23 protein-coding genes and 1 riboswitch are annotated in these 25216 nt (G+C 40.0%); of the genes, 13 read left to right on the forward strand and 10 right to left on the reverse strand.

Features of this window, described 5'->3' with window-relative positions; all coding sequences use genetic code 11:
• Nucleotides 1-58: 58 nt before the first annotated feature.
• From ACH8JV_RS07135 to ACH8JV_RS07145, 3 genes are all read right to left on the reverse strand, one after another.
• Entirely contained in the window at nucleotides 59-1840 is a 1782-nt protein-coding gene (locus ACH8JV_RS07135; protein WP_396520418.1) for an acyl-CoA dehydrogenase C-terminal domain-containing protein, read from the reverse strand.
• Between the two features lie 167 nt (nucleotides 1841-2007).
• Entirely contained in the window at nucleotides 2008-3810 is a 1803-nt protein-coding gene (locus tag ACH8JV_RS07140; protein ID WP_019457492.1) for an acyl-CoA dehydrogenase C-terminal domain-containing protein, read from the reverse strand.
• 292 nt (nucleotides 3811-4102) lie between these two features.
• Nucleotides 4103-4480 (reverse strand): hypothetical protein, encoded by a 378-nt coding sequence (locus ACH8JV_RS07145; protein WP_263614566.1) that lies wholly within the window; start codon nucleotides 4478-4480, stop codon nucleotides 4103-4105.
• A gap of 131 nt (nucleotides 4481-4611) precedes the next feature.
• On the opposite strand from ACH8JV_RS07145, the gene baeS reads away from it, so the two are divergent.
• Together baeS and ACH8JV_RS07155 are read left to right on the forward strand one after the other, a co-directional pair.
• Nucleotides 4612-6273 (forward strand): sensor histidine kinase efflux regulator BaeS, encoded by a 1662-nt coding sequence (gene baeS / locus ACH8JV_RS07150; RefSeq protein ID WP_396520420.1) that lies wholly within the window; start codon nucleotides 4612-4614, stop codon nucleotides 6271-6273.
• Between the two features lie 19 nt (nucleotides 6274-6292).
• Nucleotides 6293-6979 (forward strand): response regulator, encoded by a 687-nt coding sequence (locus ACH8JV_RS07155; RefSeq protein WP_263614564.1) that lies wholly within the window; start codon nucleotides 6293-6295, stop codon nucleotides 6977-6979.
• A 69-nt stretch (nucleotides 6980-7048) separates the two neighbouring features.
• Here ACH8JV_RS07155 and ACH8JV_RS07160 read toward each other — a convergent pair whose 3' ends face one another.
• From ACH8JV_RS07160 to ACH8JV_RS07170, 3 genes are all read right to left on the reverse strand, one after another.
• On the reverse strand, nucleotides 7049-7630 hold the full coding sequence (locus ACH8JV_RS07160; protein WP_396520422.1) for a murein L,D-transpeptidase family protein: 582 nt from the start codon (nucleotides 7628-7630) through the stop codon (nucleotides 7049-7051).
• Nucleotides 7631-7699: 69 nt separating this feature from the next.
• Nucleotides 7700-9142 (reverse strand): YdiU family protein, encoded by a 1443-nt coding sequence (locus ACH8JV_RS07165; RefSeq protein ID WP_396520424.1) that lies wholly within the window; start codon nucleotides 9140-9142, stop codon nucleotides 7700-7702.
• Nucleotides 9143-9255: 113 nt separating this feature from the next.
• Complete coding sequence (locus ACH8JV_RS07170; RefSeq protein ID WP_263614561.1) at nucleotides 9256-10428, reverse strand: acyl-CoA desaturase; 1173 nt, start codon at nucleotides 10426-10428, stop codon at nucleotides 9256-9258.
• Nucleotides 10429-10636: 208 nt separating this feature from the next.
• On the opposite strand from ACH8JV_RS07170, the gene ACH8JV_RS07175 reads away from it, so the two are divergent.
• The gene (locus ACH8JV_RS07175; protein WP_396520426.1) at nucleotides 10637-11167 is read left to right on the forward strand and encodes an META domain-containing protein; all 531 of its coding nucleotides are present in this window, start codon (nucleotides 10637-10639) and stop codon (nucleotides 11165-11167) included.
• A 28-nt stretch (nucleotides 11168-11195) separates the two neighbouring features.
• Here the strand turns inward: ACH8JV_RS07175 and ACH8JV_RS07180 are convergent, their stop codons facing one another.
• The 3 genes from ACH8JV_RS07180 to ACH8JV_RS07190 form a co-directional block, all read right to left on the reverse strand.
• On the reverse strand, nucleotides 11196-11909 hold the full coding sequence (locus ACH8JV_RS07180) for a glycerophosphodiester phosphodiesterase (RefSeq protein WP_396520428.1): 714 nt from the start codon (nucleotides 11907-11909) through the stop codon (nucleotides 11196-11198).
• 73 nt (nucleotides 11910-11982) lie between these two features.
• Entirely contained in the window at nucleotides 11983-12561 is a 579-nt protein-coding gene (locus ACH8JV_RS07185) for a cob(I)yrinic acid a,c-diamide adenosyltransferase (protein ID WP_004885306.1), read from the reverse strand.
• Between the two features lie 94 nt (nucleotides 12562-12655).
• Nucleotides 12656-14488 carry a TonB-dependent receptor plug domain-containing protein gene (locus ACH8JV_RS07190; RefSeq protein ID WP_396520430.1) on the reverse strand — a complete coding sequence of 611 codons (1833 nt, stop codon included), beginning with the start codon at nucleotides 14486-14488 and terminating at the stop codon, nucleotides 12656-12658.
• A 35-nt stretch (nucleotides 14489-14523) separates the two neighbouring features.
• A riboswitch (cobalamin riboswitch) is annotated at nucleotides 14524-14731 on the reverse strand.
• 126 nt (nucleotides 14732-14857) lie between these two features.
• Between ACH8JV_RS07190 and ACH8JV_RS07195 the strand changes: the two genes are divergently transcribed.
• The 5 genes from ACH8JV_RS07195 to ACH8JV_RS07215 all read left to right on the forward strand — a co-directional run bounded on the left by ACH8JV_RS07195 (nucleotide 14858) and on the right by ACH8JV_RS07215 (nucleotide 18876).
• Nucleotides 14858-15517 (forward strand): phosphoribosylanthranilate isomerase, encoded by a 660-nt coding sequence (locus ACH8JV_RS07195; RefSeq protein WP_311086569.1) that lies wholly within the window; start codon nucleotides 14858-14860, stop codon nucleotides 15515-15517.
• Nucleotides 15501-16730 (forward strand): tryptophan synthase subunit beta, encoded by a 1230-nt coding sequence (gene trpB / locus ACH8JV_RS07200; protein ID WP_049065708.1) that lies wholly within the window; start codon nucleotides 15501-15503, stop codon nucleotides 16728-16730. Before ACH8JV_RS07195 ends, trpB begins: the two co-directional genes overlap by 17 nt.
• Nucleotides 16731-16739: 9 nt before the next feature.
• On the forward strand, nucleotides 16740-17249 hold the full coding sequence (locus tag ACH8JV_RS07205; protein WP_396520432.1) for a DUF1543 domain-containing protein: 510 nt from the start codon (nucleotides 16740-16742) through the stop codon (nucleotides 17247-17249).
• A gap of 152 nt (nucleotides 17250-17401) precedes the next feature.
• Nucleotides 17402-17614 (forward strand): hypothetical protein, encoded by a 213-nt coding sequence (locus tag ACH8JV_RS07210; protein ID WP_002051387.1) that lies wholly within the window; start codon nucleotides 17402-17404, stop codon nucleotides 17612-17614.
• 266 nt (nucleotides 17615-17880) lie between these two features.
• Entirely contained in the window at nucleotides 17881-18876 is a 996-nt protein-coding gene (locus ACH8JV_RS07215) for a DUF2804 domain-containing protein (protein WP_396520434.1), read from the forward strand.
• Between the two features lie 8 nt (nucleotides 18877-18884).
• On the opposite strand, the gene ACH8JV_RS07220 is transcribed toward ACH8JV_RS07215, so the two are convergent.
• Nucleotides 18885-19760 carry a metal-dependent hydrolase gene (locus ACH8JV_RS07220; protein ID WP_396520436.1) on the reverse strand — a complete coding sequence of 292 codons (876 nt, stop codon included), beginning with the start codon at nucleotides 19758-19760 and terminating at the stop codon, nucleotides 18885-18887.
• Nucleotides 19761-19882: 122 nt separating this feature from the next.
• On the opposite strand from ACH8JV_RS07220, the gene ACH8JV_RS07225 reads away from it, so the two are divergent.
• The 5 genes from ACH8JV_RS07225 (at nucleotide 19883) to ACH8JV_RS07245 (ending at nucleotide 25205) form a co-directional block, all read left to right on the forward strand.
• Nucleotides 19883-20932, forward strand: a complete 1050-nt coding sequence (locus ACH8JV_RS07225; RefSeq protein ID WP_396520438.1) for an AraC family transcriptional regulator ligand-binding domain-containing protein — start codon at nucleotides 19883-19885, stop codon at nucleotides 20930-20932.
• A gap of 244 nt (nucleotides 20933-21176) precedes the next feature.
• Complete coding sequence (gene trpA, locus ACH8JV_RS07230) at nucleotides 21177-21980, forward strand: tryptophan synthase subunit alpha (protein ID WP_016804527.1); 804 nt, start codon at nucleotides 21177-21179, stop codon at nucleotides 21978-21980.
• Nucleotides 21977-22873: an acetyl-CoA carboxylase, carboxyltransferase subunit beta gene (accD, locus tag ACH8JV_RS07235; RefSeq protein WP_396520440.1), complete on the forward strand. Its 897-nt coding sequence runs from the start codon at nucleotides 21977-21979 to the stop codon at nucleotides 22871-22873. The genes trpA and accD overlap by 4 nt, the downstream gene beginning before the upstream one ends.
• Nucleotides 22870-24156, forward strand: a complete 1287-nt coding sequence (folC, locus tag ACH8JV_RS07240; protein WP_396520442.1) for a bifunctional tetrahydrofolate synthase/dihydrofolate synthase — start codon at nucleotides 22870-22872, stop codon at nucleotides 24154-24156. Before accD ends, folC begins: the two co-directional genes overlap by 4 nt.
• A complete protein-coding gene (locus tag ACH8JV_RS07245) occupies nucleotides 24147-25205 on the forward strand; it encodes an SPOR domain-containing protein (protein ID WP_396520444.1) in 1059 nt (352 codons plus the stop codon). Before folC ends, ACH8JV_RS07245 begins: the two co-directional genes overlap by 10 nt.
• Nucleotides 25206-25216 lie beyond the last annotated feature (11 nt).

The raw sequence follows: 25216 nt of genomic DNA on the forward strand, positions 1-25216 counted from the left end.
TAGTAAATACAAAATAAAAAACGCCTGATTACTCAGGCGTTTTTTTATGAAAACCTAATTATGCTTGGTTCGTAAAGTAATCTTCACTAAAGCCCATAATTAAGTCAGCACCCGCTTTAATTTTAGCGATACGTGCATCAATATCCGGCAAGATACGTTCAACAAAGTATTGAGCTAAAGCAAGTTTGTTTTGGTAGAAATCACCAGATTTGTCTTTAGCTGCAGCAGCAATTTTCGCAAACATATAAGAGAAGCTGAGTAAGCCCACTGCATGTAAATAATCAACAGCAGCAGCATTTGGGAAGTCTACATTTTCAGCAGCTTGTTCAATAATAAACTGAGTAATCGCTTCAATTTCAGTTGCAGCATCTAAAGTCGCATCTTTAATGAAGTTCAAATCTGTGTCTAGGTCATTTGCAAAGTCACGAATCTCAGTGATGTATTCAGCAATGAATGCACCGCCACATTTAATAGTTTTACGACCAATTAAATCTTGAGATTGAACACCGTTGGTACCTTCGTAGATTTGAGCAATACGAAGATCACGAATACATTGTTCCATACCCCATTCACGAATATAACCGTGACCACCAAATACCATTTGAGCATCTAAAGTTGCTTGGAATGCTGTATCTGTAAGGTAAGCTTTTGCGATTGGTGTTAAAAGCGCAACGCGATTATTGGCTTTTTTCACAGCTTCTGCATCAGTTGAGAACTTAGTGATATCGAGCTGTTGACCTACATAAACTGCAAATGCACGAGAAGCTTCGTTGTTTGCACGTACGTTTAACAACATACGGCGTACATCACCGTGTACTAAAATGCTGTCAGCAGGTTTGCTTGGTGATTGAACGCCCGCAGCACTACGACCTTGTAAACGATCCGTCGCGTATTGAGCAGCATTTTGATAAGCAAATTCAGAAGCACCTAAGCCTTGAATACCCATTGATAAACGTTCGTAGTTCATCATAACGAACATTGCAGCAAGGCCTTCGTTTTCTTTACCAACGAGGTAACCTTTTGCTCCGTCAAAGTTCATCACACAAGTAGCAGATGCTTTGATACCCATTTTATGTTCAATAGAACCTGGGCCAACATGGTTACGGTCGCCTACAGAACCATCTTCATTTACAAGGTATTTCGGAACAATAAATAGCGAGATTCCACGTGAACCAGCAGGAGCATCAGGAGTTTTAGCAAGCACTAAGTGAATGATGTTTTCTGCTAAATCGTTATCACCACCTGTAATGAAGATTTTAGTACCGGTAATGTTATATGTACTGTCATCATTACGCTCTGCTTTAGTTTTGATAATACCTAAGTCAGTACCTGCGTGTGGTTCAGTCAAACACATGGTACCTGACCATTCACCTGAATAAATCTTAGGTAAATACGTTTCTTTTTGCTCTTGAGATGCGTAGCTGCTTAAAGCCATACCAGCACCTACTGAAAGAAGCGGGTAGAGCATGAAAGATGGGTTTGTTGCAAACAACATTTCATCGGCAAGAACGGTAAGCATTTTTGGCATGCCTTGACCGCCCCATTCTTCATCTGCGCCTAAGCCAATCCAACCACCTTCTGCATATTGACGAAATGCATCTTTAAAGCCAGCAGGAGTAAAGACTTCGCCATTTTCGTAACGAGCACCTTCTTCATCACCAGTACGGTTTAATGGATGAGTCACGTTCTGAGCAAATTTAGCCATTTCTTCTAAAATTGCTTCAGCAGTTGCAGCATCTACATGAGCGAGTTTCTCATTAGACTGCCAAAATTGTTCTGCTTTAAATACATCATTTAAGATGAATTTCATATCAGCTAAAGGAGCATTGTAAATTGGCATAATCGTTCACCTTTTTTATGCACATCGACCTGTGCTAGATATCCTGTAAAACGAAATGGATATTGAATTTAAAGTCTAAATTTATCACTGATTTTATAAAAAAAGGACCGTCAAAACTGAGCAGTCCTTTTTTGGTTTTTAACATTGCATATCGCAACTAACTATGGTTAGAAAGCGAAATGTTCAGCATCTAATGACATCAATGGGTCTAGACCACCAGCAATCACGTCTACATGAGAACGTACGCGTGGCAAGATTTTCTTGAAGTAGAAGCGAGCAGTTGTAACTTTCGCATTATAGAAATCAACGTCAGTTGTACCTTCTGCCAATTTCTCTTGTGCTACAAGTGCCATACGAGCCCATAGATACGCTAAAGTTACGTAACCAGCGAAGTAGAGGTAATCTACAGCTGCTGCACCCACTTCATCCGGATTTTGCATTGCACGCATACCGATTTGCATAGTGAGGTCGCCCCATTCTTTGTTTAGCGCAGCAAGTGGCTCAACAAATTCTTTCATGGCAGCATTGTCTTTATTTGCTTCTACAAACTTGTGAACAATCTTGGTGAAATCACGAAGCATTGCACCTTGAGTTTGTAAAACTTTACGGCCTAACAAGTCTAGTGCTTGAATTTCAGTTGTACCTTCATACAAGCAAGCAATACGTGTATCACGTACGATTTGCTCCATACCATGCTCAGAAATAAAGCCATGACCACCGAAGACTTGAACACCGTGCTTAGCAGACTCAGAACCTGTTTCAGTTAAGAATGCTTTTGCAATTGGAGTCAATAAAGACAAGATGTTGTCAGCAAACTTGCGCTCTTCTTCAGATTCGCCTTTCTCAACGATATCTGCATATTGAGCAAGTAAGTAAACAAGTGCACGACCACCTTCAGCAAACGCTTTTTGAGTTAAAAGCATGTTACGAACAGCAGGGTGAACAATAATAGGATCTGCTTCTTTTTCTGGAGCTTTAGGACCAGAAAGTGAACGCATTGCTAAACGCTCTTTCGCGTAAGTTAAGGCACCTTGGAAAGATGACTCAGAAGCTGCTAAACCTTGAACAGCAGTACCAATACGTGCTGTGTTCATGAAGGTGAACATACAGTTCAAACCACGGTTTTCAGGTCCAATTAAATAACCTTTAGCTTGGTCAAAGTTGATGACACAAGTCGCGTTACCATGGATACCCATTTTGTGTTCGATAGAACCACAACGTACCGCATTACGCTCGCCCACAGTTCCATCTGCATTTACATGGAATTTAGGAACGATGAATAACGAAATACCTTTAGTACCTTTAGGTGCACCAGGAAGGCGAGCAAGAACGATATGGATGATGTTTTCAGCCATATCGTGTTCACCAGCAGAGATAAAGATTTTCTCGCCAGAGATTGCATAGCTACCATCTGCATTTGGTTCTGCTTTAGTACGGATAATACCTAAGTCTGAACCTGCATGAGATTCAGTTAAGCACATCGTACCTGTCCAAACACCTGAAACAAGGTTTGGTAAGTACGTATTTTTTTGCTCATCAGAACCATGATGTTCTAATGTACGTACTGCTCCGTGAGACAAGCCAGGGTACATACCCCATGCCCAGTTAGAGCTACCCACCATTTCAGAAATTGCGATACCTAAAGAGTTAGGTAAGCCTTGACCGCCGTATTGTTCTTCTGCTGATAAAGACGGGAAGCCAAGTTCAATATATTTTTGATAAGCTTCTTTAAAGCCTGTTGGTGTAGTTACAACACCATCATTCCAAGTACAACCTTCGCGGTCACCAACTTGGTTTAAAGGAGAAAGTTCATTTTCACAGAAGTCTGCCGCAGCTTCTAAATATTGATCAACCAATTCACGGCTTACGTTACCTTGGAAATCAGGTAATTTTGCATAGTGTTCTTCAGCATTTAATAATTCATGCAAAACGAATTGCATATCACGTAAGGGCGCTTTGTATTGTGGCATATCGGGTTCCTCAATACTGGTGAAACCAGAGTTATAATCCTAATCTACGATAATGTGCCATAAGAGGCACCTTGAACCATTACATCGTGCAACAACTTGCATAACTGTACAAGCACCTCAGGGCCTTTACTTTGTGACTGCAAAGTCAAGAAAAAAATACTTGAACTATGTAAGTGCTTTGAGTGTAAACACTTTTGGTGAAGTTTAGATGAGACAAATAGTCAAAATCGTAAGTAGTTATGTACACAAAAAAAGGCACCTATAGGTGCCTTTTATTTGAGTATTTTTAGAATTATTTTGCTTGAGGTGCTACTGGAGCTGGGGCATTTATTGGAGGTTGAGGGCGCTTTGGCTCAAAACGAAGATTACATGTACCTTCAAGTGTTCTATCTCCAACTTGAACATTTACAGCTTGACCATTTGCTTTGCCTTCACATGCTTTTTGAATCTGTTCAAAACGAGCTTGACGTTCTGCACGATGCTGTTCCCATGCTGCTTTTTGCTCAGGCGTAAATTCACGGTGTTTCATACGGTGGTGGCCATCTCGTGGACCATCTTGCATCATGTGATGTTCTGAATTAGGCGTTTGCGGGTTTGATTGACACGCAGCCAAACTACCCATAGTTACAATTGCTGCACTGAATAATGCGATTTTAGCCGTCATTTTCATGTTTAAAGCCCTTTAATGTTTGTTTTCAGATGGCTTAAAGATTAGATAATAAAGATGAAGAAACAATGGAGAGTTTTTCTTATCGTTGTTGGTTACAATGCAAAATATAGGATAAAAATGAGAGAGTGCTTTTGAACGTTCTACGTGTTCCCATTGCATTGCGGCTATTTTTAACGGTCTTGCTTACTACGCTGTTAATTGCAACCGCAAGTTTGAGTGTTCTGCACTGGACGATGCAAAAGAACTTTGCCAAATATGTGGCCGATGTTGAAATGCAAAAGCTAGATCGGCTCATGACCAATCTTGGGAATGTCTATACCGTTTATCATGATTGGGGCAATGCGATTCAGGCGCAAATCTTACAAATTGAAGGAACGGCAGCTCCAGATGATTATGACCGTCTTTCGCAGTGGTGGTTAAGACGCCAATATGATATTGCCATTCAGCAGCATTCGTTCGATGAACACACTCTCATTAATGTTTCTCCAGATGGTGCGACTGCAAATAAAAACTCTATTTTTAGTGATGAAGAGCTACGCACACTGGAAAAGAATTTACCTTCTGAGTATCAGCCATTTGAAGGTTTGAAATTCCCATTAAGTGCCAACCAGTTCCGTCCGCGTGATGACAGTAAAAGCAAGTCAAAAAGAGGAAGTCTAAAAGACATTGAGACTCAAAATGGTAAGAAGCGCTTTATTGCTTTGCCAGACCGTTTGGGCTTAAGTTCTCGTTTATCTTTATATGATGCTAAACACCAATTTGTAGTCGGCGAACCTCCATCTTCAGATCAGATGTCTTATCGTCCTATTATCGTCAACAATCAGGTTGTCGGTTATTTAGGTCTAAAACCAGTTCTAGATAAAGAAGATGCTTTAAGTATTAATTTCTTTAGTAATCAAAAGCGTTATTTACTTTTAATTTATGCCTTAACTTTACTATCGAGTTTAGTTGCAGCACTTTTAATGGCAACTTATTTTAAAAAGCCAATTCAACGTTTATTAAATGCAACAAAGGAGTTAACTAAAGGTAATTACCAACATCAAGTGGTCATTAAACGAAATGATGAACTTGGGGATTTATCAACTCAATTGAACCATTTGGCCGAGATTTTACATCAACATGAAGAATCACGCCGTCAATGGGTTGCCGATACATCTCATGAATTGAAAACACCATTAGCTGTATTGCAGGCGCAAATTGAAGCAATGCAAGATGGTATTCGAAAGGCGACCCCTGAACACCTTGATGCCATGATGCGACAAGTTTCGAGTTTAAAGAAACTCACTCAAGACCTTGCAGACTTGGCTCAGGCCGATGCTCAGCAGCTTAAATGTTATGTTAGTTCGGTCAATCCATGGGACGTTGTATTACAAGAGGTCGAAAATTTTAGACCTAAACTCGAACAGGCAGGTTTAGAAATTGAGGTTGCAGGTGAGGGCGTTCCATTATTATTAGACCGTGACCGTTTTAAACAAATTATCGTGAATTTGATTAGTAATAGTATTCGTTATACCGAAACAGGTGGAAAGATTCATATTCATACACGTCAAACCACCCAAGATTGGACTTTATATGTCGATGACAGCCCATTTGGTTTAAATGATGAACAATTATCACGTTTAGGTGAACGTTTTTATCGTGTCGATGATTCGCGCACGCGTAGTACAGGTGGAACAGGACTAGGCTTAGCTTTATCTTGTAAAATTGCGCAAGCGCTTGGTGGTACACTAAGTTTTGAACACTCACCATTAGGTGGTCTACGTTGTGTACTGACCTTTGAAAAGCAGAGTTAAATAAAAGGAAAAATGGCCCATGAAACATGTAATGTTGGTTGAGGATGAAGTCGAGTTAGCGCAGCTGGTGCGTGATTATCTTGAGGCTGCTGGTTTCGAAGTTAGCATGTTTCATGATGGTCAAGATGCTTATACGAGCTTTCAACAACGTAAACCAAATTTGATGATTCTGGACTTAATGGTTCCAAGAATGGATGGTTTAACGATTTGCCGTAAGGTACGTGAACAGTCAGATTTACCGATTATTATGGTGACTGCGCGTACTGAAGAAATTGACCGTGTTTTAGGTCTAAATATGGGAGCAGACGATTATGTGTGCAAACCTTTTAGTCCAAAAGAGTTAGTTGCCCGTGTACAAGCAGTTTTACGTCGTTTGGAACGTAAGGCCGAGCCAGAACAAAATGATTCGTTCCGCATCGATAAAGCTCAACAAAGAATTTGGTATCAACAAAAATCTTTAAGTTTAACGCCGACAGAATTTCGCCTACTTGAGCTATTTTTAGAACATGTAGGGCAAGTTTATTCACGTGCACAATTATTAGACCATATCAATCCGGATAGCTTTGATGTTGCTGACCGAGTTATTGATAGCCATATTAAAAACTTGCGACGAAAAATCACGGAAGTGGCCGAAACTGGTAACCGTCATGAGTGGATTCAAGCTGTTTACGGTGTAGGATATCGCTTCGAATATCCTGAAGAATAATTGCTTGGAAAAGTTATTCTGTGGATAACCACAATGTTATCCACAGAAAATGTGGATAGTTTTCAGAGATTATGGATAAATTATAATCTTGGTGTGATTGGGAACTAACTGCCAAATTTCATCTATATCTACATTTCTAACTGCGATACAACCTAAAGTCCAATCTTTGTGTGGCATATAAGTTGAACCAAAAGGCATTGAGAGTAAGGATTTTGGAACTGATCCGTGGATCATGATATTCCCACCTGTTGGCTGGTTATGCTGTTTAGCATAGGCAACATCTTGTGTATTAGGATAGGAAATATGCAATGATTTATAGAAAGCACTTTGTGGATTGCGCCAATCTATAAAATAGATTCCCTCAGGTGTTTTACCGTCATTTTCAAAGTTTTTGTGTCCTTCAGGGTTAAAGCCTAAGCGAATAGGATAACGACGAATTACTTCCTGATTACTTTTGAGTAGAAGTATGCGTTGGTTTTTAAACACTTCAATTGAGGTTACAGATTTTGTCTTTATAAGATGGGATATCTCATTACTTGTAAGTGCTTCATGAGAGCCTGAAAAAGTAGGTAAATATTTTTCATACTTATAAAAAGCAATTCCGAGTGGAATGAATAGAAGTGTACAAATAATGATAGGTCTAATTTTCATATATTATTCTTTGATGATTAAGAAACTCTCTTAAGTTAAGCCACTTAAGAGAGTTTTAGAGTTTTTATATTAAGACGAACAACTCACCGCTACATCGGGTACATCACTTGGTAACGGGCCTAAATCTTCTGGTTTTTCCAAGTCTGACTGTCGTGTATAAGGATGATTGAGTAGCTTAAACAAACGGTCTACCTCACTAAAATCATCTCGCTCCGCTGCTTCAATCGCTCGCTGTGCCATGTGATTACGTAAAATATAAATCGGATTTGCTTCTTGCATGTTTGTATCAAGTTCATCTGTATCTTGATGTTCACGAATGCTTTGATATTGGGTAAGGAAAGCATCAAATTGTCGTATATCGAGACAATCATCTCGTAGTACTTTGTACTCTTTATTCTGAAGTCGAATAAAGCTTTGAGTGTAATCAAGCTGCTCCGTTTGCAAAATACGCAAAAAGCTTAAGCCGCATTCAGTACTGTCTTTGTGGAAATGAGGAAGCCCCATTTTTTTACACAATCCAGTGGTGTAGTGCTCAATAAAGGTGGGCTCAAACTCTTCTAAGCAAGCAGCTAATTCTTCTTTGAATTGCTCTTTTTGCTCAGGTTCAGCAAGTGGAACTAGATTATTTAACCAAGTCCATAAGTTCCAATGCGCAATACTTGGCTGGTTTTGGTAGGTATAACGCCCTTGATAATCGGAGTGGTTGTTAATCCAGTTTGGACGGAAACGTTCCATAAAACCATATGGACCAAAATCGAGTGTAGAACCTGTAATATTTAAGTTATCGGTATTCATTACGCCGTGAGCAAAACCGACCAGCTGCCATTTGGCAATCATGATGGCTGTATTTCTAATCACAGCTTTAGCAAAAGCTAAAATAGGTTGTTCTTCTTGCTGGCATTCTGGATAGTGCCATTCAATACATTTTTGAGTGAACTCAGCTAATAACTCTGGTGCATATTGATTGATCCATTCAAAATGACCTAGACGAATATGGCATTCAGAGGTTCTAAGCAGCATTGCACCGGGCTCTAATGTCTCGCGTTGCACACCTTGAATAGAGCTTGTAAAACCTACAGCATGACTAGAAGCGATCCCTAGCGCATTTAAGGCATGACCTGCTAAATATTCACGAACAACTGAACGTAGAACTGCTCGACCATCTCCCATACGCGAATAGGGAGTAGGGCCTGCGCCCTTCAAATGCAAATCGATAGTTTGGCCTTTTTTATTCAAAATTTGGCCAATAAGTAAACCACGTCCGTCGCCTAGCTGACCTGCCCATTGTCCAAACTGATGGCCTGCATAAACCATTGCCAAAGGTGGAAACTCTGGGAAAGTCCGCTGACCACTGCAAATTTCTACCCATGCTTTTTTTTCTTCATCCGTCCATTGAAGCTCTTCGGCTAAAGCCAAATTGAAATGCCCAGCTTTTGCACCGCGAAGAGGAGTGGGCTGCTGTATATGAAAAAGCTTAGGATTGAGTGATGAATAAAGCGGATTGAATTGCATAGGCTGGACTAAATATTTGAGGCGAACTTCACTATACCATAGTTAAAAACCAGCCAAAAAAATAGCGCCTGCAAAGCATGGCTTTACAGGCGCTATTTCGAACTAGAGTCGTATTAGTCTGGTACGACGTTTGTGTTCTTTTTAATGTTGCGCATTAAAGTTTCTAAGCACTCACGGTGATGACTCAAACGATGTTCAAGCAATTGGAAATCAACCTTTAACTTATGATCCATTTTATGAATCTTTTCAGCCATAGCTGCTTTCTTCGCTTGTAACTCTTGTTCTTTGAGTTTCGCCCAGTCATTTAAAGTGTGGGTAAATGCTTCATATTCTTGAGCAATGCGTTGCTTCATTTGACTCATATCGGCATTTACGTCATGACCATAAATAGCAAGGTCTTGTTCAGCATATTTAAACTTCATTGCCAATTCTGCTTTTTTAATATTAAAGCTTGGAATACGACGTAAGTTCTTTGCTAAACCAACTTTAGAACATGTCCAGATTAACCATTTAGTCGGGTCATACTGCCACCATTTCACACCATTACGATAATCGTATTGGAAAATATGGTGATAGTTATGGTAACCCTCGCCCCATGTTGCAATCGCTAACCAGAAGTTATCGCGTGCTGAGTTTTCATCGGTATAAGGACGTTTACCAAACATGTGGCAAAGTGAGTTAATGAAGAATGTTACTTGATGGCTAATAATTAAACGTAATAAGCCACCGAGAAGAACAACTCCCCATAAATCGCCAGTTGCCCAACCAACTAAACCTAAAATGCCGACATGAACTGCTACAACCAGCAAAGCATAGTATTTATGCTGGAACATCACCAGTTTGTCATTCAGCAAATCAGGGGCGTTTTTAAAGTCTGGTTTAGATGGAGAATGATCGCGGATCATCCAACCCATATGGGCATACCAGAAACCACGTTCAATTGAGTACGGATCTTCATCAACATGGTCAACATGGCGGTGGTGAGTACGGTGACCAGAGGCCCAAAACAGAATACTGTTTTGTACAGCAAATGTGCCGCCAATCATTAAAAGAATTTTAAGTGGTAATGACGCTTCATAAGCACGGTGTGCCCAAAGACGGTGGTAACCAGCAGTAATCCCCATGCTACTTAAAGCTAAAAGAAAAAATAAGCTTACCCATGCGCTTACACTAAAATCATAATAATACGCATAAATCGGGATTATGATTGCAGCAAGAATTGGTAAACCAATTAAGGTAATGCTAGCGGTCCAGTTAATTGGGGCCTTGAGTGGGGCGGAAGTCATATCCGGCAGCGCTCCTAGAAACCTTGTCATACAAGGTACAAAGACAAAACGACATAGCAAAACCAATCATCAAGATTTATTGCTATTTTGCACATCATATTAGCACGTGCATAGTGAGAATCACTAACATTATTGTACAGATGTATTGAAAGAACCGTAACAGAATTAAACCATGCTTGGCAACATTTCAGATAGGAGAAGTTGTGTAATGAAAATACAGCGATTGAGAAAAAAGAATAGCATTGATATTGCAGGAAAATTGCCATTGAAATGTCTTTTCATCGCAATCAGCCTTGTATTGGCAGCATGTCAAAGCGCGCCGCAACAAAATATTCAAAAAGGCCATATAAAACCAACACACCATGTGCAAACACCAGTAGTCAAAAAGAAAGTGAGCCCAGAAGGTGTTCAAGATATTGACTGGCAAATTACTCAAATCAACGGTCATAAAGCCAAATTCTTTAACCAATGGCCGACTCTTTCATTGAACTCAGCAGTCAAAACTGTGTCTGGTCATACGGGATGTAATCGTGTTTTTGGACGCTATACTTTCGATTTCAACCAAAAGAAACTTGATATGGAAGTGAATGCGGGTCATTCAAGTTGTGATGGTGCTTTGGCTCAAGAAGCAGAACTAGTTGACTCTTTACAGCGTATTCAACGCTTCCAGTTGGTAGGTAATACCTTGTATTTACTTGATCAGAACGGACAACGTCTAATTCAGGCAGAGAAAAAATAAAAGGTGGTTAATACCACCTTTTTTATATTTAAAGTGCTTCGAGCATTGTTGTGGGAATATCTGTAATTAACCCCTGAATATCTAAATCACGGAGCTTTTTTGCTCTTTCTACATCATTTACTGTCCATACACTAATGTTTAAACCTGCTTGATGAGATAGTTGAATCATTTCATCTGTAGCAAGTTGGTCATACCAACCAATATGGCAGCAACCAAATTGATGAGCGAGTTCAATTGCTGTGGCTCCAACTGGAATTTCAACTAACAAACCGCGCTTAAATTGTGAGTTGATGTCACGTAAGGCAGTTAAAATTTGAAGATCGAAACTTGTGATAGTTACGACTTTTTCATAACCCTGTAATTCAGACTCAAGCTTTTGAACTAACTTTTCTGCAAAAGCCATATCTCTGACAGCTTTAACCTCAACTTCAATATGATCGAAGTTATCAAGCAGGTTTAAAACACTTGTAAGAGTTGGTGTTGGTTCTGAATTTGGCCAGTTGGGCCAGTTTTTGCGATGATCAAATGTTAAAGCTTGAGCCAAAGTAGATTGCTCAACAATTTGGTCGACTCCAGCTGTACGTAAAAAATTATCGTCATGAATAACGACCAGTTCTTGGTCTTGAAGCTGGCGAATATCGAATTCGACACCACGAATACCTAAGTCTTTTATGTGCTGAAAACCACCTAATGTATTTTCAGGAGCTTCTCGGCGTGCACCACGATGACCAATAATGCGCATAATTTTCTTCTATTCAGTTATTGTTGGTTATGGTCTCTTCAAAAGTAGAGACCATACTTAAGTTAGTCTATTTTTAAATAATCTCATTAATATTTTTTTGCCAAAGGACTTCTTGTCCACCTTCGGCACGCTGTAGAGCACGAGATGCGACAAATAACCAGTCTGATAGACGGTTTAAAAGTTGGAGCGCCGTGGCTTGAATATTTTGATCACGCGTTTGTACTGACATGAGTGACCGTTCTGCACGACGGCAAACAGCACGCGCTTGATGAGCATAACTGCAAGATAAAGAGCCAGATGGCAGAATAAACTCTTTCAGCATAGGCAAATCTTCATTCATACGGTCAATTTCTTTTTCAAGAAATTCAATACAAATGGGCTGAAGCAAATTGTAATTTGGAATACAAACTTCGCCGCCTAAATCGAAAAGCCAATGTTGAATCAAGCTCAGACTTTTGTCCCAATCTGCTTTATTAGTCACTTGGCTGGCTGTGATTTGTGCACGGAGTACACCAATAATTGCGTTCAGTTCATCAACATCACCAAGTGCCGCAATTCGTAAATCATCTTTGGCAACACGAGAGCCATCACCTAAACCTGTGGTGCCTGAGTCGCCTGTGCGTGTATAGATTTTGCTTAAACGGTGTCCCATGATGGATATCCTGAACATAAAAAAGGGGATAATGTCGGTCAAAACATTACCCCGAAACTGGAGTTAAGAAAATATTTTTATAATAAAGATTTGCTTAGTAGCTTAATGTCACACCAGCTGACGCAAGGCGGCCACCATTTACATAGTAGTATCCTTGGTCTTGATAAGCTGTTTTATAATTCACATCTCCAATATTTTGAATATTAGTAAACAATTTAATATTCGGATTCATATTCCAGTAAGCATTGATATCTACAGTTGCGTAACCCGGATTTTTGTAATTGCTATCCCAGTCTTTTGACTTTGATTTTGCAACGAGCGAAGCACTAATGCCGTAAACTTCATTTTGCAGACCCGTTGTTAAGGTTAATCCTTGACGAGGGCGACGATTTAAATCCTGATGAGTCTCTTCATTTTCAGGTTTAACATAGCTATAAGTTGCTTTTGCAAATAGATCATCTTTCTGCCAACCAACATAAAATTCACCCCCTTGGTAAGTTGCTTTATTAATATTAGTTAATTTACCAAAGTTCACTGAGCCGATAAGATCTTCAACTTGAGTATAGTAAGCAGATAAACCTGTTTTAAAACCTAATGGTAGAGTTTGATCTATACCAATTTCATAAGATGTACTTTCTTCTGGTTTTAAATCTGGGTTGCCGTTCCACGAGTTGTAAAGTTCATTAAGCGTTGGTGATTTAAAAGCAGTACCAATATTCGTATAGATACTTGTTTTATCTAGAAGTTGATAACGTGCAGCAATTTGACCAACAGTATGTGAGCCGTATTTCTCATTATCTTCCACACGAACACCAACTTGAGTATTTAATTTTTCACCATTGAATTGATGTTGAAGATAATACCCTGTTGAGTCTACGTTCTCATTGTATGGTGTTCCATAAGACAGAATATCTCCATTCAATGTACGGTGAGTGGCACCAATTAAGAGCGTTTGCTGCGGAAAAAACTTCCATTTGCTATATAGCTCTACTTCCTGAGTTTTACTATGAACAAAATCAGTAGAATCTTTTTGATTAACGTCATCTTTGAATTGTGATAAACGAGTATTTAATTCTAAGTTATCTGTTACATTTAAACGGCTACGTAAATTGATAATCTCATTTTCAAAATCTTGTTTAAGCAATGCACCATTAAATGTATAAGCATCATAAAGGCTTGAACCTTCATTATGACTATAATCAATAGAAATACCGTAATCTTTCTGCTCAACACCAAACTTTGTACTAAAACCTTTCTGATCAAACGATGCTGTATTCGATGTATTGGTTTTTTGATTAGTTACTTTTGTTGCATCAGATTCTAAGCGTTGCCCACGAATTTGAGCATAAAAACCATCTTCATATAAATCAGCACCAATAACGGACTTATAAGTTTTATTCTCACCGAATTCACCTGTGATAAAAGCTCTATTCTTTTCAGGTGTTTTTGAAACAAGTTGGATTACGCCACCAATTGCATCTGTACCATAGAGAACAGAGGCAGGGCCTTTTAATACTTCAATTTGTTTAATATCTGTTGTATCAATAAATGCGAGATTTGCTGTTCCAGAGGATGCATTATTTAGTCGAATACCATCTCGTAGTACGAGAGTATGATCAGATTCGGTGCCTCGTAAATAAATCTCAGCAAGTTGTCCCATACCTCCACTTTGCACCATATTGATGGACGCATCTGTTTGTAATAATTGTGGTAAAGATGCGATAGGTGATTGTTCAAGGACTTTTTGCTCAATAATATTAATACGAGCCGGAACTTCGCTTGCTTTTTCAGCGCTTTTTGAAGCAGTCACTACAATTGGATCGAGCTGAGTTGCGGTAGTTGTATCTTCAGCAAAAATAACAGGTGAACACCCCATCGCAATAGCGATAGCCCCTACCAGACGAGTAGGTTGAAAGGACTTAGACATAACATGCTCCATACATTCACCCCACGTGAATGATCGGGTAGATAGATGAAACAAGCAGGTCTCCGGACTTCAGCGCCATAATTCATTTATGGACATATTCACCTTCCCACATCACTGCAGTGGTGTAAGTCGATCTCGACTTAAAAAATATGCTTTACATTGTTACCGTTGCGGGGGCAGTGCCGGACTTTCACCAGCTTCCCTAAAGCATCAATTGCTTACACTTGCTTCCATTTGAATGCAGTATAAAGTGCCGAATTACTTCCTACAATGTCATTTCGAGCAATTCCCAGAGAACTTTTACGCAAGGGGCAAAAATTGCATTACAATGGCGTTTATTTTAAAAAATGGTTGTAGTTTAGGCAGATCATGAGCCCATCAAACCAAAAACGTACACGAGCAAAAATCTGTGGAATTACGCGTAAGCAGGATGTTCAAGCAGTAGTCACAGCTGGAGCAGATGCGATAGGTTTTGTTTTTTTCCCGCCAAGTCCAAGAAATGTAACAGTTGAACAAGCACAAGAATTAGCAAAACACGTTCCGCCCTATGTACAAATGGTAGGTTTGTTTGTAAATGCGAGTGCCGCTGAAATTCAGGATGTACTTGATTGTGTTCCCCTAGATGTATTACAACTACATGGCGATGAAACTCCAGAACAATGCCAAGATATTGCTCGCCATTGTAAGCGTCGCTGGTATAAAGCGATTCAGGTCAAACCTGATCTGGATGTAGTTGCTGAAATTCAAAAATATCAGGCAGCTGGTGCCAGTGCTGTATTGCTCGATGCGTGGCATCCTGAGCTTAAAGGGGGCACAGGACATCAGTTTGACTGGTCTAAATTCCCGAAACTTGATATTCCATTAATTTTGGCAGGTGGTTTAACCCCTGACAATGTCATTGACGCTATTCATACTACCGGTGCTTTTGCAGTAGATGTGAGCGGAGGCGTAGAGTCCGCAAAAGGTATAAAAGACCAACAACTCATTGAACGATTTATGCAAGGAGTCCAACGTGGATCAGCAAAATAATGTGATTGACTATACCCAATTCCCAGATGCAAATGGGCATTTCGGTATCCATGGCGGACGTTTTGTGTCAGAAACACTCATGGCGGCATTAGAAGATTTAGAAAATCTCTATTCCCGCATGAAAAATGATGAACAGTTTTTGGCAGAATTCGACCGTGACCTCGCCTACTATGTAGGTCGTCCTAGTCCACTTTATTATGCTGAGCGATGGTCAAAAGAGTTAGGCGGTGCGCAAATTTACCTTAAACGTGAAGACTTGAACCATACAGGCTCACACAAGGTAAACAACACGATTGGTCAAGCACTACTTGCAAAGCTTTCTGGTAAAAAACGTATTATTGCTGAAACTGGCGCAGGCCAGCATGGCGTGGCAACGGCAACAATTGCAGCACGTTTAGGTCTTGAGTGTGTTGTGTATATGGGTGCAGAAGACGTTAAACGTCAAGCCATGAATGTTTATCGTATGCGTTTGTTGGGTGCAACAGTTGTTCCTGTACAAAGTGGTTCTAAAACGCTGAAAGATGCCATGAACGAAGCAATGCGTGACTGGGTAACCAACGTTGATACGACTTACTATGTCATTGGTACAGTTGCAGGTCCGCATCCTTACCCTCAACTTGTTCGTGACTTCCAGTCAATTATTGGCCGTGAAGCTCGCAAACAGATTTTGGAGCAAGCAGGTCGCTTACCAGATGCATTAGTTGCTTGTGTAGGTGGTGGTTCAAATGCAATGGGCTTGTTCTATCCATTCTTAAATGATGCCAATGTAAAAATGTATGGTGTTGAGGCTGCTGGCTTCGGTATTGAAACTGGTAAACACTCTGCGCCATTAAATGCAGGCCATGTGGGTGTATTACATGGTAACCGTACTTACCTAATGAGTGATGAACAAGGCCAAATTATCGAGACACATAGTATCTCGGCGGGTCTTGATTATCCGGGCGTTGGTCCTGAACATAGCTTCTTGAAAGATATGAAGCGCGTACAGTACGTGCCAATTAACGATACAGAAGCTCTTCAAGGTTTCCGTGACTTAACCAAAATCGAAGGAATTATTCCTGCGCTTGAAAGCTCGCATGCAATGGCATACGTCTCTAAGCTTGCACCAACCATGTCTAAAGATCAGATTATTATTGCGACTGTTTCAGGTCGTGGTGATAAAGATTTAATGACAGTTGCACGCATTGATGGCGTAGAAATGGTTGAGATGTAAGAGGAAAAAATGCCAAGTTTGTTTATGGTAATGTTGGGTGGACGTCATGCACGTGCCAATACAGAAGTCCATGATATTGTTATGGCTGTAGGGGATACTTTGGAAGAAGTTTATCCTCAACTTAAACAGGCTTGGTTTGGTGAGGCTCAAGGGTTGCATATCGATGCTTGGGCCAAGCTTTCTGGTGTTAACTCTCAAGGGCAGAATTATCAAATCCAGTTTTCTAAGGCAGCACCGTCAGCTTTAGATCAAAAGTTGTATTTGATTAATCTGGGTGGATATACACCTAATGCCTTTGGTGAGTTACATAGTTACCATTTGGTCGTGGCATCAGATGCGGTAAGTGCCAAACAATTAGGTAAACAGTTTATAGATCAAGAGTGGCATAAACCACATACCGACCGTGTAGTAGATATTGATGATTGCATTCCGATTGATCATATTGCAGGCCGTTATATCCAATTAGTACAAGGTGAGTTCAATCCGACGCGTTGGGAAAATACTTATTTACTTCTTTAACTGTTCTTAAAAAAAGCTTAAAGGCAAAAATAAAATATAAAAAGTTGCTGATCTCATGTATAGCTCTCTCAAATCGCAACTTTTTTGTAGCACTATTTACAATCCATCTGCCTAGACTAGAAGCTCAACATAAGCTCTTTGGAGTAATCAAAATGGGTCTTCTAGATGAAGTAGGTAAAATTGCTGGTGCAATTATCGCGGAACAAGGCGTCGATAAATTAGATCCAGATGCAGGTTTTCTAGAAAAAGCAGCAGGTGCTTTTGCTGGCTATGAAGCAGCAAAAATCGCTGAGAAAAAATTGGAAAATCAGGACAGTAACGAGCAAGAGTCAGAGCCAGAACAAGCAAGTGATGATGACGCTTAACTTTTAAAAATTGAATTACACTTAAATCATGAGTTGAATTTGATTTTGTTGATGAATTGGGCCATAGCTACTGAAATAGGCCCTCGAAGAGTTTAAGTTACCGTATATCGATTTAAGTGAATAACAGAAAAAAGAGCATATCAATATGCTCTTTTTTATGACTAAATAAAAGTCATTTGAAGATCAAAATAGATGAGTAGCCAATTGGTCAGTGATCAGTCTATTATTAGTCAATAGATGAGCAGGAAATCAACGGATAATAAATAATGGATTTAATTCAAGAAAATGGACAGCCTCGTTATGGGCGTTTTGAATCTGTACCGTCGACCATTCATGTACAAAGTTATATCTATAAAACGCCTTATGGCAAGGTCTTAACCGGCTGGCGTAAGCAATTAAAGTATAAAAAATTTAAATTCTGTGGCATTCAGCATAAGCACTACAGTATTGGTCTCGCAATTGCAGATATTGGTTGGGTTGGGCATGGCTTTTTCTATATTTATGATCATGAAACGGAGCAAGTCATTGAGTGGAACGCCATTCAACCTTTAGGCCATAAAACTCATCTTGATGAGCAGCCATTGTTTAATCAAAGCTATTTCTCTAAATCGCCTTATCAAATAGATATTCAGCATGCCAATGGTGTGCGATATATTCGGGTGACTAAATATGGTGAAATTTGCCTGAGTGCCCGTATTTTTTGTGCTGGAACAGATATTTTAAGTTTGTGTACCCCAACAGGTATTAATGGTTGGACGTATACCCAAAAGCAGACTACTTTGGCTGTAGAGGGAATGTTCATTAATAAACAGAATCAACTTATACAATTTGATGAAAAGACATTTGCATCATTAGATGATACTTGTGGTTTTTTACGCCCTGAGACCGCTTGGTTTTGGCTTTCATGTAATTTTTGGGATGAGCAGGGGCGACGTATTGGACTAAATTTGGCTTCTGGGGTTAATGAAAGTTTTGGCAATGAGAACTGTTTATGGGTAAATGGAGTTTTATTTTCACTTACAGATGTCTTATTTGAAAAAATAAATGATGAGACATGGAAAATTAGCTCTTTAGATCAAAAGCTTAATCTACACGTCCATATTGGTTGGTGTCGATACGAAAATATTAATTTAAGGATGATTGGAAGCCAGTTCAATCAGTGGCAAGCTAAGATTAGCGGCACTATTGAACATGAGGCAATTGATACGATTACTTATAATGAGCAATACGGCCTATTAGAACAACATTATGCAAAGTGGTAACAAGCAGGTTATAAACCTGCTTGCCAAAATGCTTCACCCGCTGCGATTGGGTCATTTGTTTTTTCTAAAGTTTCAATCCAAACAGGATACTGACGAATAACAGGATGTTGGCTTGGGTGAAAATCTTTTTTAAACCAGTCCAAATATTGTTTTTTCATGGCCGTTAATGTGCCATTTTTCCCAAAGAACCAAGGTAAACCTTTGAGTGTCATTGATAACCTTTCTTTAGGGCTAAAGCCATCACATTTCAACATAATGTTGGTTCTATAAAGTGTAAAACCAAACATGAGTACAGTTGTTAAAACAAGTACAAAGCGACGTGTTGACTCTGGAACTTCACCTACTTGTCTCATGACATCAAATGCTACATCGCGATGCTCCATTTCTTCAATGGCATGCCACGCAAACAGCGCGCGGACATAAGGATGAGCATTTTCCAAGGTTTTTTTATTGCTATAAAAGGTTTCTGCCATTAATGCTGTTAAATGTTCAGCTGCGGCTGTCATGGCAATATTGTATTGCGGTGAACGTTTGGTGAGCTCAAAACGGAAAATCCTTTTAAGTGTGCTTGTGAACTCATCTACAGGCATACCTTGTTCTTTCATGAGCTGATTCATTTTGTCATGGGCAATACCATGTTGAGCTTCTTGTTTAATAAAATCGGTAACTCGCTTTTGTAGTTCCGGGTCATCAATTTTGTCACGGAACATCCGCACACATTCAATGAAATAACGCTCTCCATCGGGAAAGGTTAAGCTGAGTGCATCAAACATGCGAGTCAAAAAAGGATCGTTATTAAACCAAAAACGTGGTGCTTCGTTTAAATGGAAGTCTAGATCTTTGCGAACCACGGGCTCGACCTGATAAGAAACATGTGCGTTCATCTTTGTATTTCTCGCAACTAAGCTTTTCATTAGTATGTCGTGAATGGTCGGCTTTGTTTTGACAGTTATCGCCAATTTTTATACAGTTTGCGACAAGATGGCAGTAAAAAAAAGGAAACGCCATGCAAGAGTTTACGATCTCAAATGGATACTTTTATCTTTGGAATACGTATTTAAAAGAAAAGGGAATAGCTTGGCAGTCACTCAATTTAAATGACACTCAAACTCGGCAAATACAAAATATTTTATCTGCTTCTATTGATGCTCAGTCCTCCTTACATCTTTTTATTGAGCTTTTAGCACTGACTGAATCTCAATTACAAGTGACCAATTTGGCTTTAAAAATGGCAGCTTGTATTACACCTGCCAACTTTGGCGTGCTGGGTTACATGGCATCTAGAAGCGATACCTTAGGTCAAGTGGTTAAGTATATTGCTAAATTTCACCGTCTAGTCATTGATGGGGAGCAAGTTGTTCCCATACAAATCGAACAAGATGCTTCCAAAATTCGCTTGTATTGGCCTTTGGTTGATGACAGCAATATTGTACTTAGTGAGTTAACCTTAGCCGCAATGGTACAGCTTGCTAAAGAGATTGCTCCCTTACATGATTTTCTTTTACAGCATGTCGAGTTTGTACACCGACCTCGGGGACCATTGGTTCATTATCAACGCTTCTTTCAGTGCAAATTGTCATTTGACCGACCGTACTATGCATTAACTTTTGCAAGTGAAAGTTTAAATGTTCGTCCCCAGCATGCAGACCCCACTTTAGTGCAGCTTTTAGTGAAACAAGCTGAAGAAGCTTTGGTTCAACGAAAAATACATACCGATTTAGTTCAGCAAATACATTGGATCGTACAAGAATATTTGAAGCACAAGCAGCAGGCTCCAAAAATAGAAGATATTGCCATCGAACTTAATGTTTCAGTACGAAGCTTGCAGCGTCAACTACAGGCCTTAAACACTTCATTTAAATTAATTTTAGATACTGAGCGTATGAAGCGCTGCGAGATATTGTTAAGTCAAAATGAAAGTCTTACCGCAATTGCTGACCAGTTGGGTTATTCCGATCAGTCTGCACTCGCAAGGGCACATAAAAATTTAACAGGGCAAACGTTATTAACCCGTAAAAAGCAATTGCAACTCACCCATAAAAATACAGAGAAATAGAGTTTTTGATGTTTTTTTATTCAAATTGCAAACGAATAATGGCTCAAAAATAGGAAGCTTTGATCATTGAGAAAAGTTTCAAAATATTGATAAATGTACGCCATGGGTTGTATGAATCATACAATCGAATATCGCCATAACGTTAGATCTGTTCAATGAACAAAAAATAGCGTTAAAATGCGGTGTTCTTGTATTTCTACAAACAACTCCTCAATTTTAAATAATTCAAGGAAAGCACAACCCTATGTCACGTCTTGCCACCCGTTTTGAAAAGCTTAAGTCCCAACAACGTAAAGCGCTTGTATCTTATGTTATGGCGGGTGATCCACAGCCACAAGTAACTGTTCCGTTACTTCATAAAATGGTTGCGGCAGGAGTAGACGTTCTTGAGCTTGGTTTACCATTTTCAGATCCAATGGCTGATGGTCCGGTTATTGCGCTTGCTGCGGAACGTGCACTTGCGGCAGGGACCAACACCTTAGATGCATTGAACATGGTAAAAGAGTTTCGTGAACAGGATCAGGAAACACCTGTAGTTTTGATGGGTTATCTCAATCCTGTTGAAGTGATTGGTTATGAGAAGTTTGTTTCTTATGCGAAACAATGTGGTGTAGATGGCTTATTACTTGTGGACTTACCACCAGAAGAGTCAAAAGAATTTGGTGCGATCTTAAAACAGCATGATATGGACCAAATCTTCTTACTTGCACCAACTTCAACTGATCAACGTATTCAACACGTAGCAAATCAGGCAAGCGGTTTTATCTACTATGTTTCACTTAAGGGTGTAACAGGTGCAGCGACTTTAGATACTTCTGAAGCGGCTGCGCGTATTGAAAAAATCAAAAGTGTAACTAACGTTCCAGTTGGCGTTGGTTTCGGAATTAGTGATGCTGCTTCAGCGAAAGCGATGGGTAGCGTTGCAGATGCCGTGATTGTAGGTAGTGCTTTCGTTAAATCTTTTGCAACGTTAACAGCTGATGAAGCTGTTGAACAGACGGTGAATAAAGTCAAGGAGCTTCGAGCAGCGCTCGATGAGTTAGTATGAATCAAGAAGTGAAATCAGGGAAAGTTCTTAGCCCTTCGACGCCATGGACACAGCGTCCAGTTCCAGGTATTGAAGTTGCAGATGAGCAACAGACTCTCAAAGCAACATTTACTGAGCCGACTATTGAGTGCCCTGAATGTCATGCTTTAGTGACACGTACCGCTATATCTTTCAACGCGTATGTATGTCCACAGTGTGATGAACACTTAAAAATGAAAGCTCGCGATCGCTTAAACTGGTTCTTCGACAATGTTGTGACTGAATTAGGTCAAGAGTTTAGTGCGAAAGATCCATTAAAGTTTGTTGATAGCAAACCGTATCCAGAACGTATGCGTGAAGCGCAAACTAAAACTGGTGAAACGGAAGCATTAATTGCCATGCAAGGTAACTTAAATAGCGTAGACATGATTGCATGTGCTTTTGAGTTCGACTTTATGGGCGGCTCAATGGGTACTGTAGTAGGTGATCGTTTTGTTCAGGCAGCTGAGCTTGCAATTGAAAAACGCCAACCATTAATCTGCTTTGCAGCTTCTGGTGGTGCACGCATGCAAGAAGGTATGTTGTCGCTTATGCAAATGGCGCGTACTTCTGCTGCAATTCAAAAATTAAAAGATGCGGGTTTACCTTATATCGTGGTATTAACACATCCAGTATATGGTGGTGTAACAGCTTCTTTAGCAATGTTGGGTGATATCCATATTGCAGAACCTAAAGCAATGATCGGCTTTGCTGGTAAACGTGTAATTGAGCAAACTGTACGTGAAACATTGGAAGAACCGTTCCAACGTGCTGAATATTTGCTTGATCATGGTGTAATCGATCAGATTGTTCATCGTCATGCTTTACGTGATACTGTATCTCGACTTGTATCGAAATTGATGAACTTACCTTGAAACAACAAGCTCCACTTTCAACAGACTCTTTAGATACATGGCTCAATTATTGGAGCCATGTTCACGTTACAGGGATCGATCTTGGTCTGGAACGTGTTATTCCCGTAGCAGAAAAATTAGGAGTGACTAAACCCGCTGCTAAAGTTTTTACTGTTGCCGGAACGAACGGGAAAGGTTCAACCACAACTACACTTGCGTCTATATTAAAAGCGCAAGGCTATAAAGTTGGATTGTATCAATCACCGCATATCTATCGTTTTAACGAAAGGGTCAAGTTAGGTGGAGTCGAGGTTGATGATCAAAGCCTGATTGACGCTTTTGTACAAGTTGATCAGGCTCGTCGCGATTGTGATTTAAGCCTATCTTTTTTTGAAGCAACCACTTTGGCTGCTTTTGTCATTTTTAAGCAGCAACAATGCGATGTATGGGTGCTTGAAGTCGGTTTAGGCGGACGTCTTGATGTTGTCAACGTCATCGACCCTAATATTGCTGTAATCACCAATATCGGTCTTGATCACACTGACTGGTTAGGCGATACCATCGAGAAAATTGCTTTTGAAAAAGCAGGCATTATTCGCCCTGATATTCCTGTAATTTTTGCAGGCGAGCAAGTTTTACCTCAAGCCATTCAAGATAAAGCCAATAGTTCACAAGCGACGCTATACGCAATTAATAGAGACTATTTTTATAAACTCGCCAGTGATGGAAAACACTGGTATTTTGCAAGTGAAGGAACTACTTTAAAACTGCCATTAGGGTCACTTGCAATTGAAAATATTGCAGGAGCGGTTGCTGCTGTATTAAATAGTGGCCTTGAAATCTCACAATCGGCGCTAGAGCAGGGTATTGAAAATGCACGTTTGGCAGGACGCTTTGAAGTGCGTCAAGTCAATGGAAAAACCATAATTTTTGATGCCGGACACAATCCACATGGTGTTGAATTTTTGTTAAAGCAATTGCGAAATTTCTTAGAATACAATAAACAGTACACAGAAGTTGTCGCAGTATTTTCAATGCTGGCAGATAAAGATATAAAATCAGTAGTCGATTTATTGAAACCTACTGTTTTACATTGGAAAATTGCTGAGTTGAATGTGCCGCGTGCTGCACCGATTCAGCAATTGAATGACGCCTTACAAGGCCAGACAATACAACAATTTGGCAATATCAAAGAGGCTTTTAAATCAGCGCTTGAGCAAACAAATAACAATCAGCTGATTTTAGCCTGTGGTTCGTTTCATACTTTAGAAGCGATTTGGGAGTATTTGGAAGAATGTCAATGAATAACAAACAACGCTGGATGGGTGGCGTTGTTTTATTAGGTGGTGGTGTTTTATTGGCAGCATTACTTCTAAAAGGAAATGAAGAAATAAAACATGTGGGTGCTGAACCACAAACCTCTACATCACCGAAGCCACAAGCTAAACCAAAGCAATCAGCACAAGAAGGGCAGATGGTACAACTACAGCCGCTTGCAGTGGATGTGGAAACAGAAAAACGTCTTCTTGAAGAACAACGCCGTTCGCGTGAAAAAGCTGTAGCGGAACAAGAAGCTCGTGCTGCCGAATTCTTGGCAATGCAACAACAGGCAGAGGCAGACGCAGCGCGTAAAGCTGCTGCAGAATATGCTGCGATTAACGCTCGTCGTGCTGCTGCACAAGAAAGTTCGGATAATATCCCTCCTGAGGTTGCAGGTGGGGAAGGTAAGGCAAAAGGACAGCAGACTGATACAAAAAAGTCAGTAGATACAACTAAAGCAGATGCAGATAAAAAAGCTGCTGAAGCAAAGAAACAAGCTGAAGCCGACAAAAAAGCGGCTGAGGCAAAACGTCAGGCAGAAGCTGATAAAAAAGCAGCCGAGGCTAAGAAACAAGCCGAGGCTGAAAAGAAAGCTGCTGAAGCTAAAAAGCATAAGGCTGAAGCTGAGAAAAAGGCTGAAGAAGCTAAACATCAGGCTGAGGCAGACAAGAAAGCTGAAGCTAAGAAACATGCTGAAGCAGAAAAGAAAGCTGAAGCTAAGCATAAAGCCGATGCTGAGAAAAAAGCTGAAGCTGAGAAAGCGCGTGAGCTGCTTGAAAATGGCGATAAAAAGTGGATGGTACAGGTTGCATTGGCTGCTAATCAGGCAAATGCAGATGCAGTTGTATCTAAACTACGCGCTAAAGGCTATAAGGTTACGACAAGCCCAACCAGTAAAGGTATTCGTATTATGGTTGGACCAGCAAAAGACCGTGATACAGCAGATGCAGCTCGTAAGAAAATCACGTCTGACTCTAGTTTAAACATGAAGTCAGCTTGGGTCATTGATTGGGTGCCATTAGATCAGCGCTAATCTGATCTAAG

The organism is Acinetobacter sp. ABJ_C5_2 (assembly GCF_044538485.1).
GTDB classification, from domain to species: domain Bacteria; phylum Pseudomonadota; class Gammaproteobacteria; order Pseudomonadales; family Moraxellaceae; genus Acinetobacter; species Acinetobacter nosocomialis_A.

Coding starts and splice junctions, on each gene's coding strand:
- ACH8JV_RS07170 (WP_263614561.1), bottom strand. CDS start 10,428: ATGACTTCCGCCCCACTCAAGGCCCCAATTAACTGGACCGCTAGCATT.
- ACH8JV_RS07210 (WP_002051387.1), top strand. CDS start 17,402: ATGGGTCTTCTAGATGAAGTAGGTAAAATTGCTGGTGCAATTATCGCG.
- ACH8JV_RS07180 (WP_396520428.1), bottom strand. CDS start 11,909: ATGCGCATTATTGGTCATCGTGGTGCACGCCGAGAAGCTCCTGAAAAT.
- accD (WP_396520440.1), top strand. CDS start 21,977: ATGAATCAAGAAGTGAAATCAGGGAAAGTTCTTAGCCCTTCGACGCCA.
- ACH8JV_RS07155 (WP_263614564.1), top strand. CDS start 6,293: ATGAAACATGTAATGTTGGTTGAGGATGAAGTCGAGTTAGCGCAGCTG.
- ACH8JV_RS07145 (WP_263614566.1), bottom strand. CDS start 4,480: ATGAAAATGACGGCTAAAATCGCATTATTCAGTGCAGCAATTGTAACT.
- ACH8JV_RS07175 (WP_396520426.1), top strand. CDS start 10,637: ATGAAAATACAGCGATTGAGAAAAAAGAATAGCATTGATATTGCAGGA.
- ACH8JV_RS07165 (WP_396520424.1), bottom strand. CDS start 9,142: ATGCAATTCAATCCGCTTTATTCATCACTCAATCCTAAGCTTTTTCAT.
- ACH8JV_RS07160 (WP_396520422.1), bottom strand. CDS start 7,630: ATGAAAATTAGACCTATCATTATTTGTACACTTCTATTCATTCCACTC.
- ACH8JV_RS07205 (WP_396520432.1), top strand. CDS start 16,740: ATGCCAAGTTTGTTTATGGTAATGTTGGGTGGACGTCATGCACGTGCC.
- ACH8JV_RS07215 (WP_396520434.1), top strand. CDS start 17,881: ATGGATTTAATTCAAGAAAATGGACAGCCTCGTTATGGGCGTTTTGAA.
- ACH8JV_RS07140 (WP_019457492.1), bottom strand. CDS start 3,810: ATGCCACAATACAAAGCGCCCTTACGTGATATGCAATTCGTTTTGCAT.
- ACH8JV_RS07245 (WP_396520444.1), top strand. CDS start 24,147: ATGTCAATGAATAACAAACAACGCTGGATGGGTGGCGTTGTTTTATTA.
- ACH8JV_RS07185 (WP_004885306.1), bottom strand. CDS start 12,561: ATGGGACACCGTTTAAGCAAAATCTATACACGCACAGGCGACTCAGGC.
- ACH8JV_RS07135 (WP_396520418.1), bottom strand. CDS start 1,840: ATGCCAATTTACAATGCTCCTTTAGCTGATATGAAATTCATCTTAAAT.
- trpA (WP_016804527.1), top strand. CDS start 21,177: ATGTCACGTCTTGCCACCCGTTTTGAAAAGCTTAAGTCCCAACAACGT.
- ACH8JV_RS07190 (WP_396520430.1), bottom strand. CDS start 14,488: ATGTCTAAGTCCTTTCAACCTACTCGTCTGGTAGGGGCTATCGCTATT.
- ACH8JV_RS07225 (WP_396520438.1), top strand. CDS start 19,883: ATGCAAGAGTTTACGATCTCAAATGGATACTTTTATCTTTGGAATACG.
- ACH8JV_RS07220 (WP_396520436.1), bottom strand. CDS start 19,760: ATGAACGCACATGTTTCTTATCAGGTCGAGCCCGTGGTTCGCAAAGAT.
- ACH8JV_RS07195 (WP_311086569.1), top strand. CDS start 14,858: ATGAGCCCATCAAACCAAAAACGTACACGAGCAAAAATCTGTGGAATT.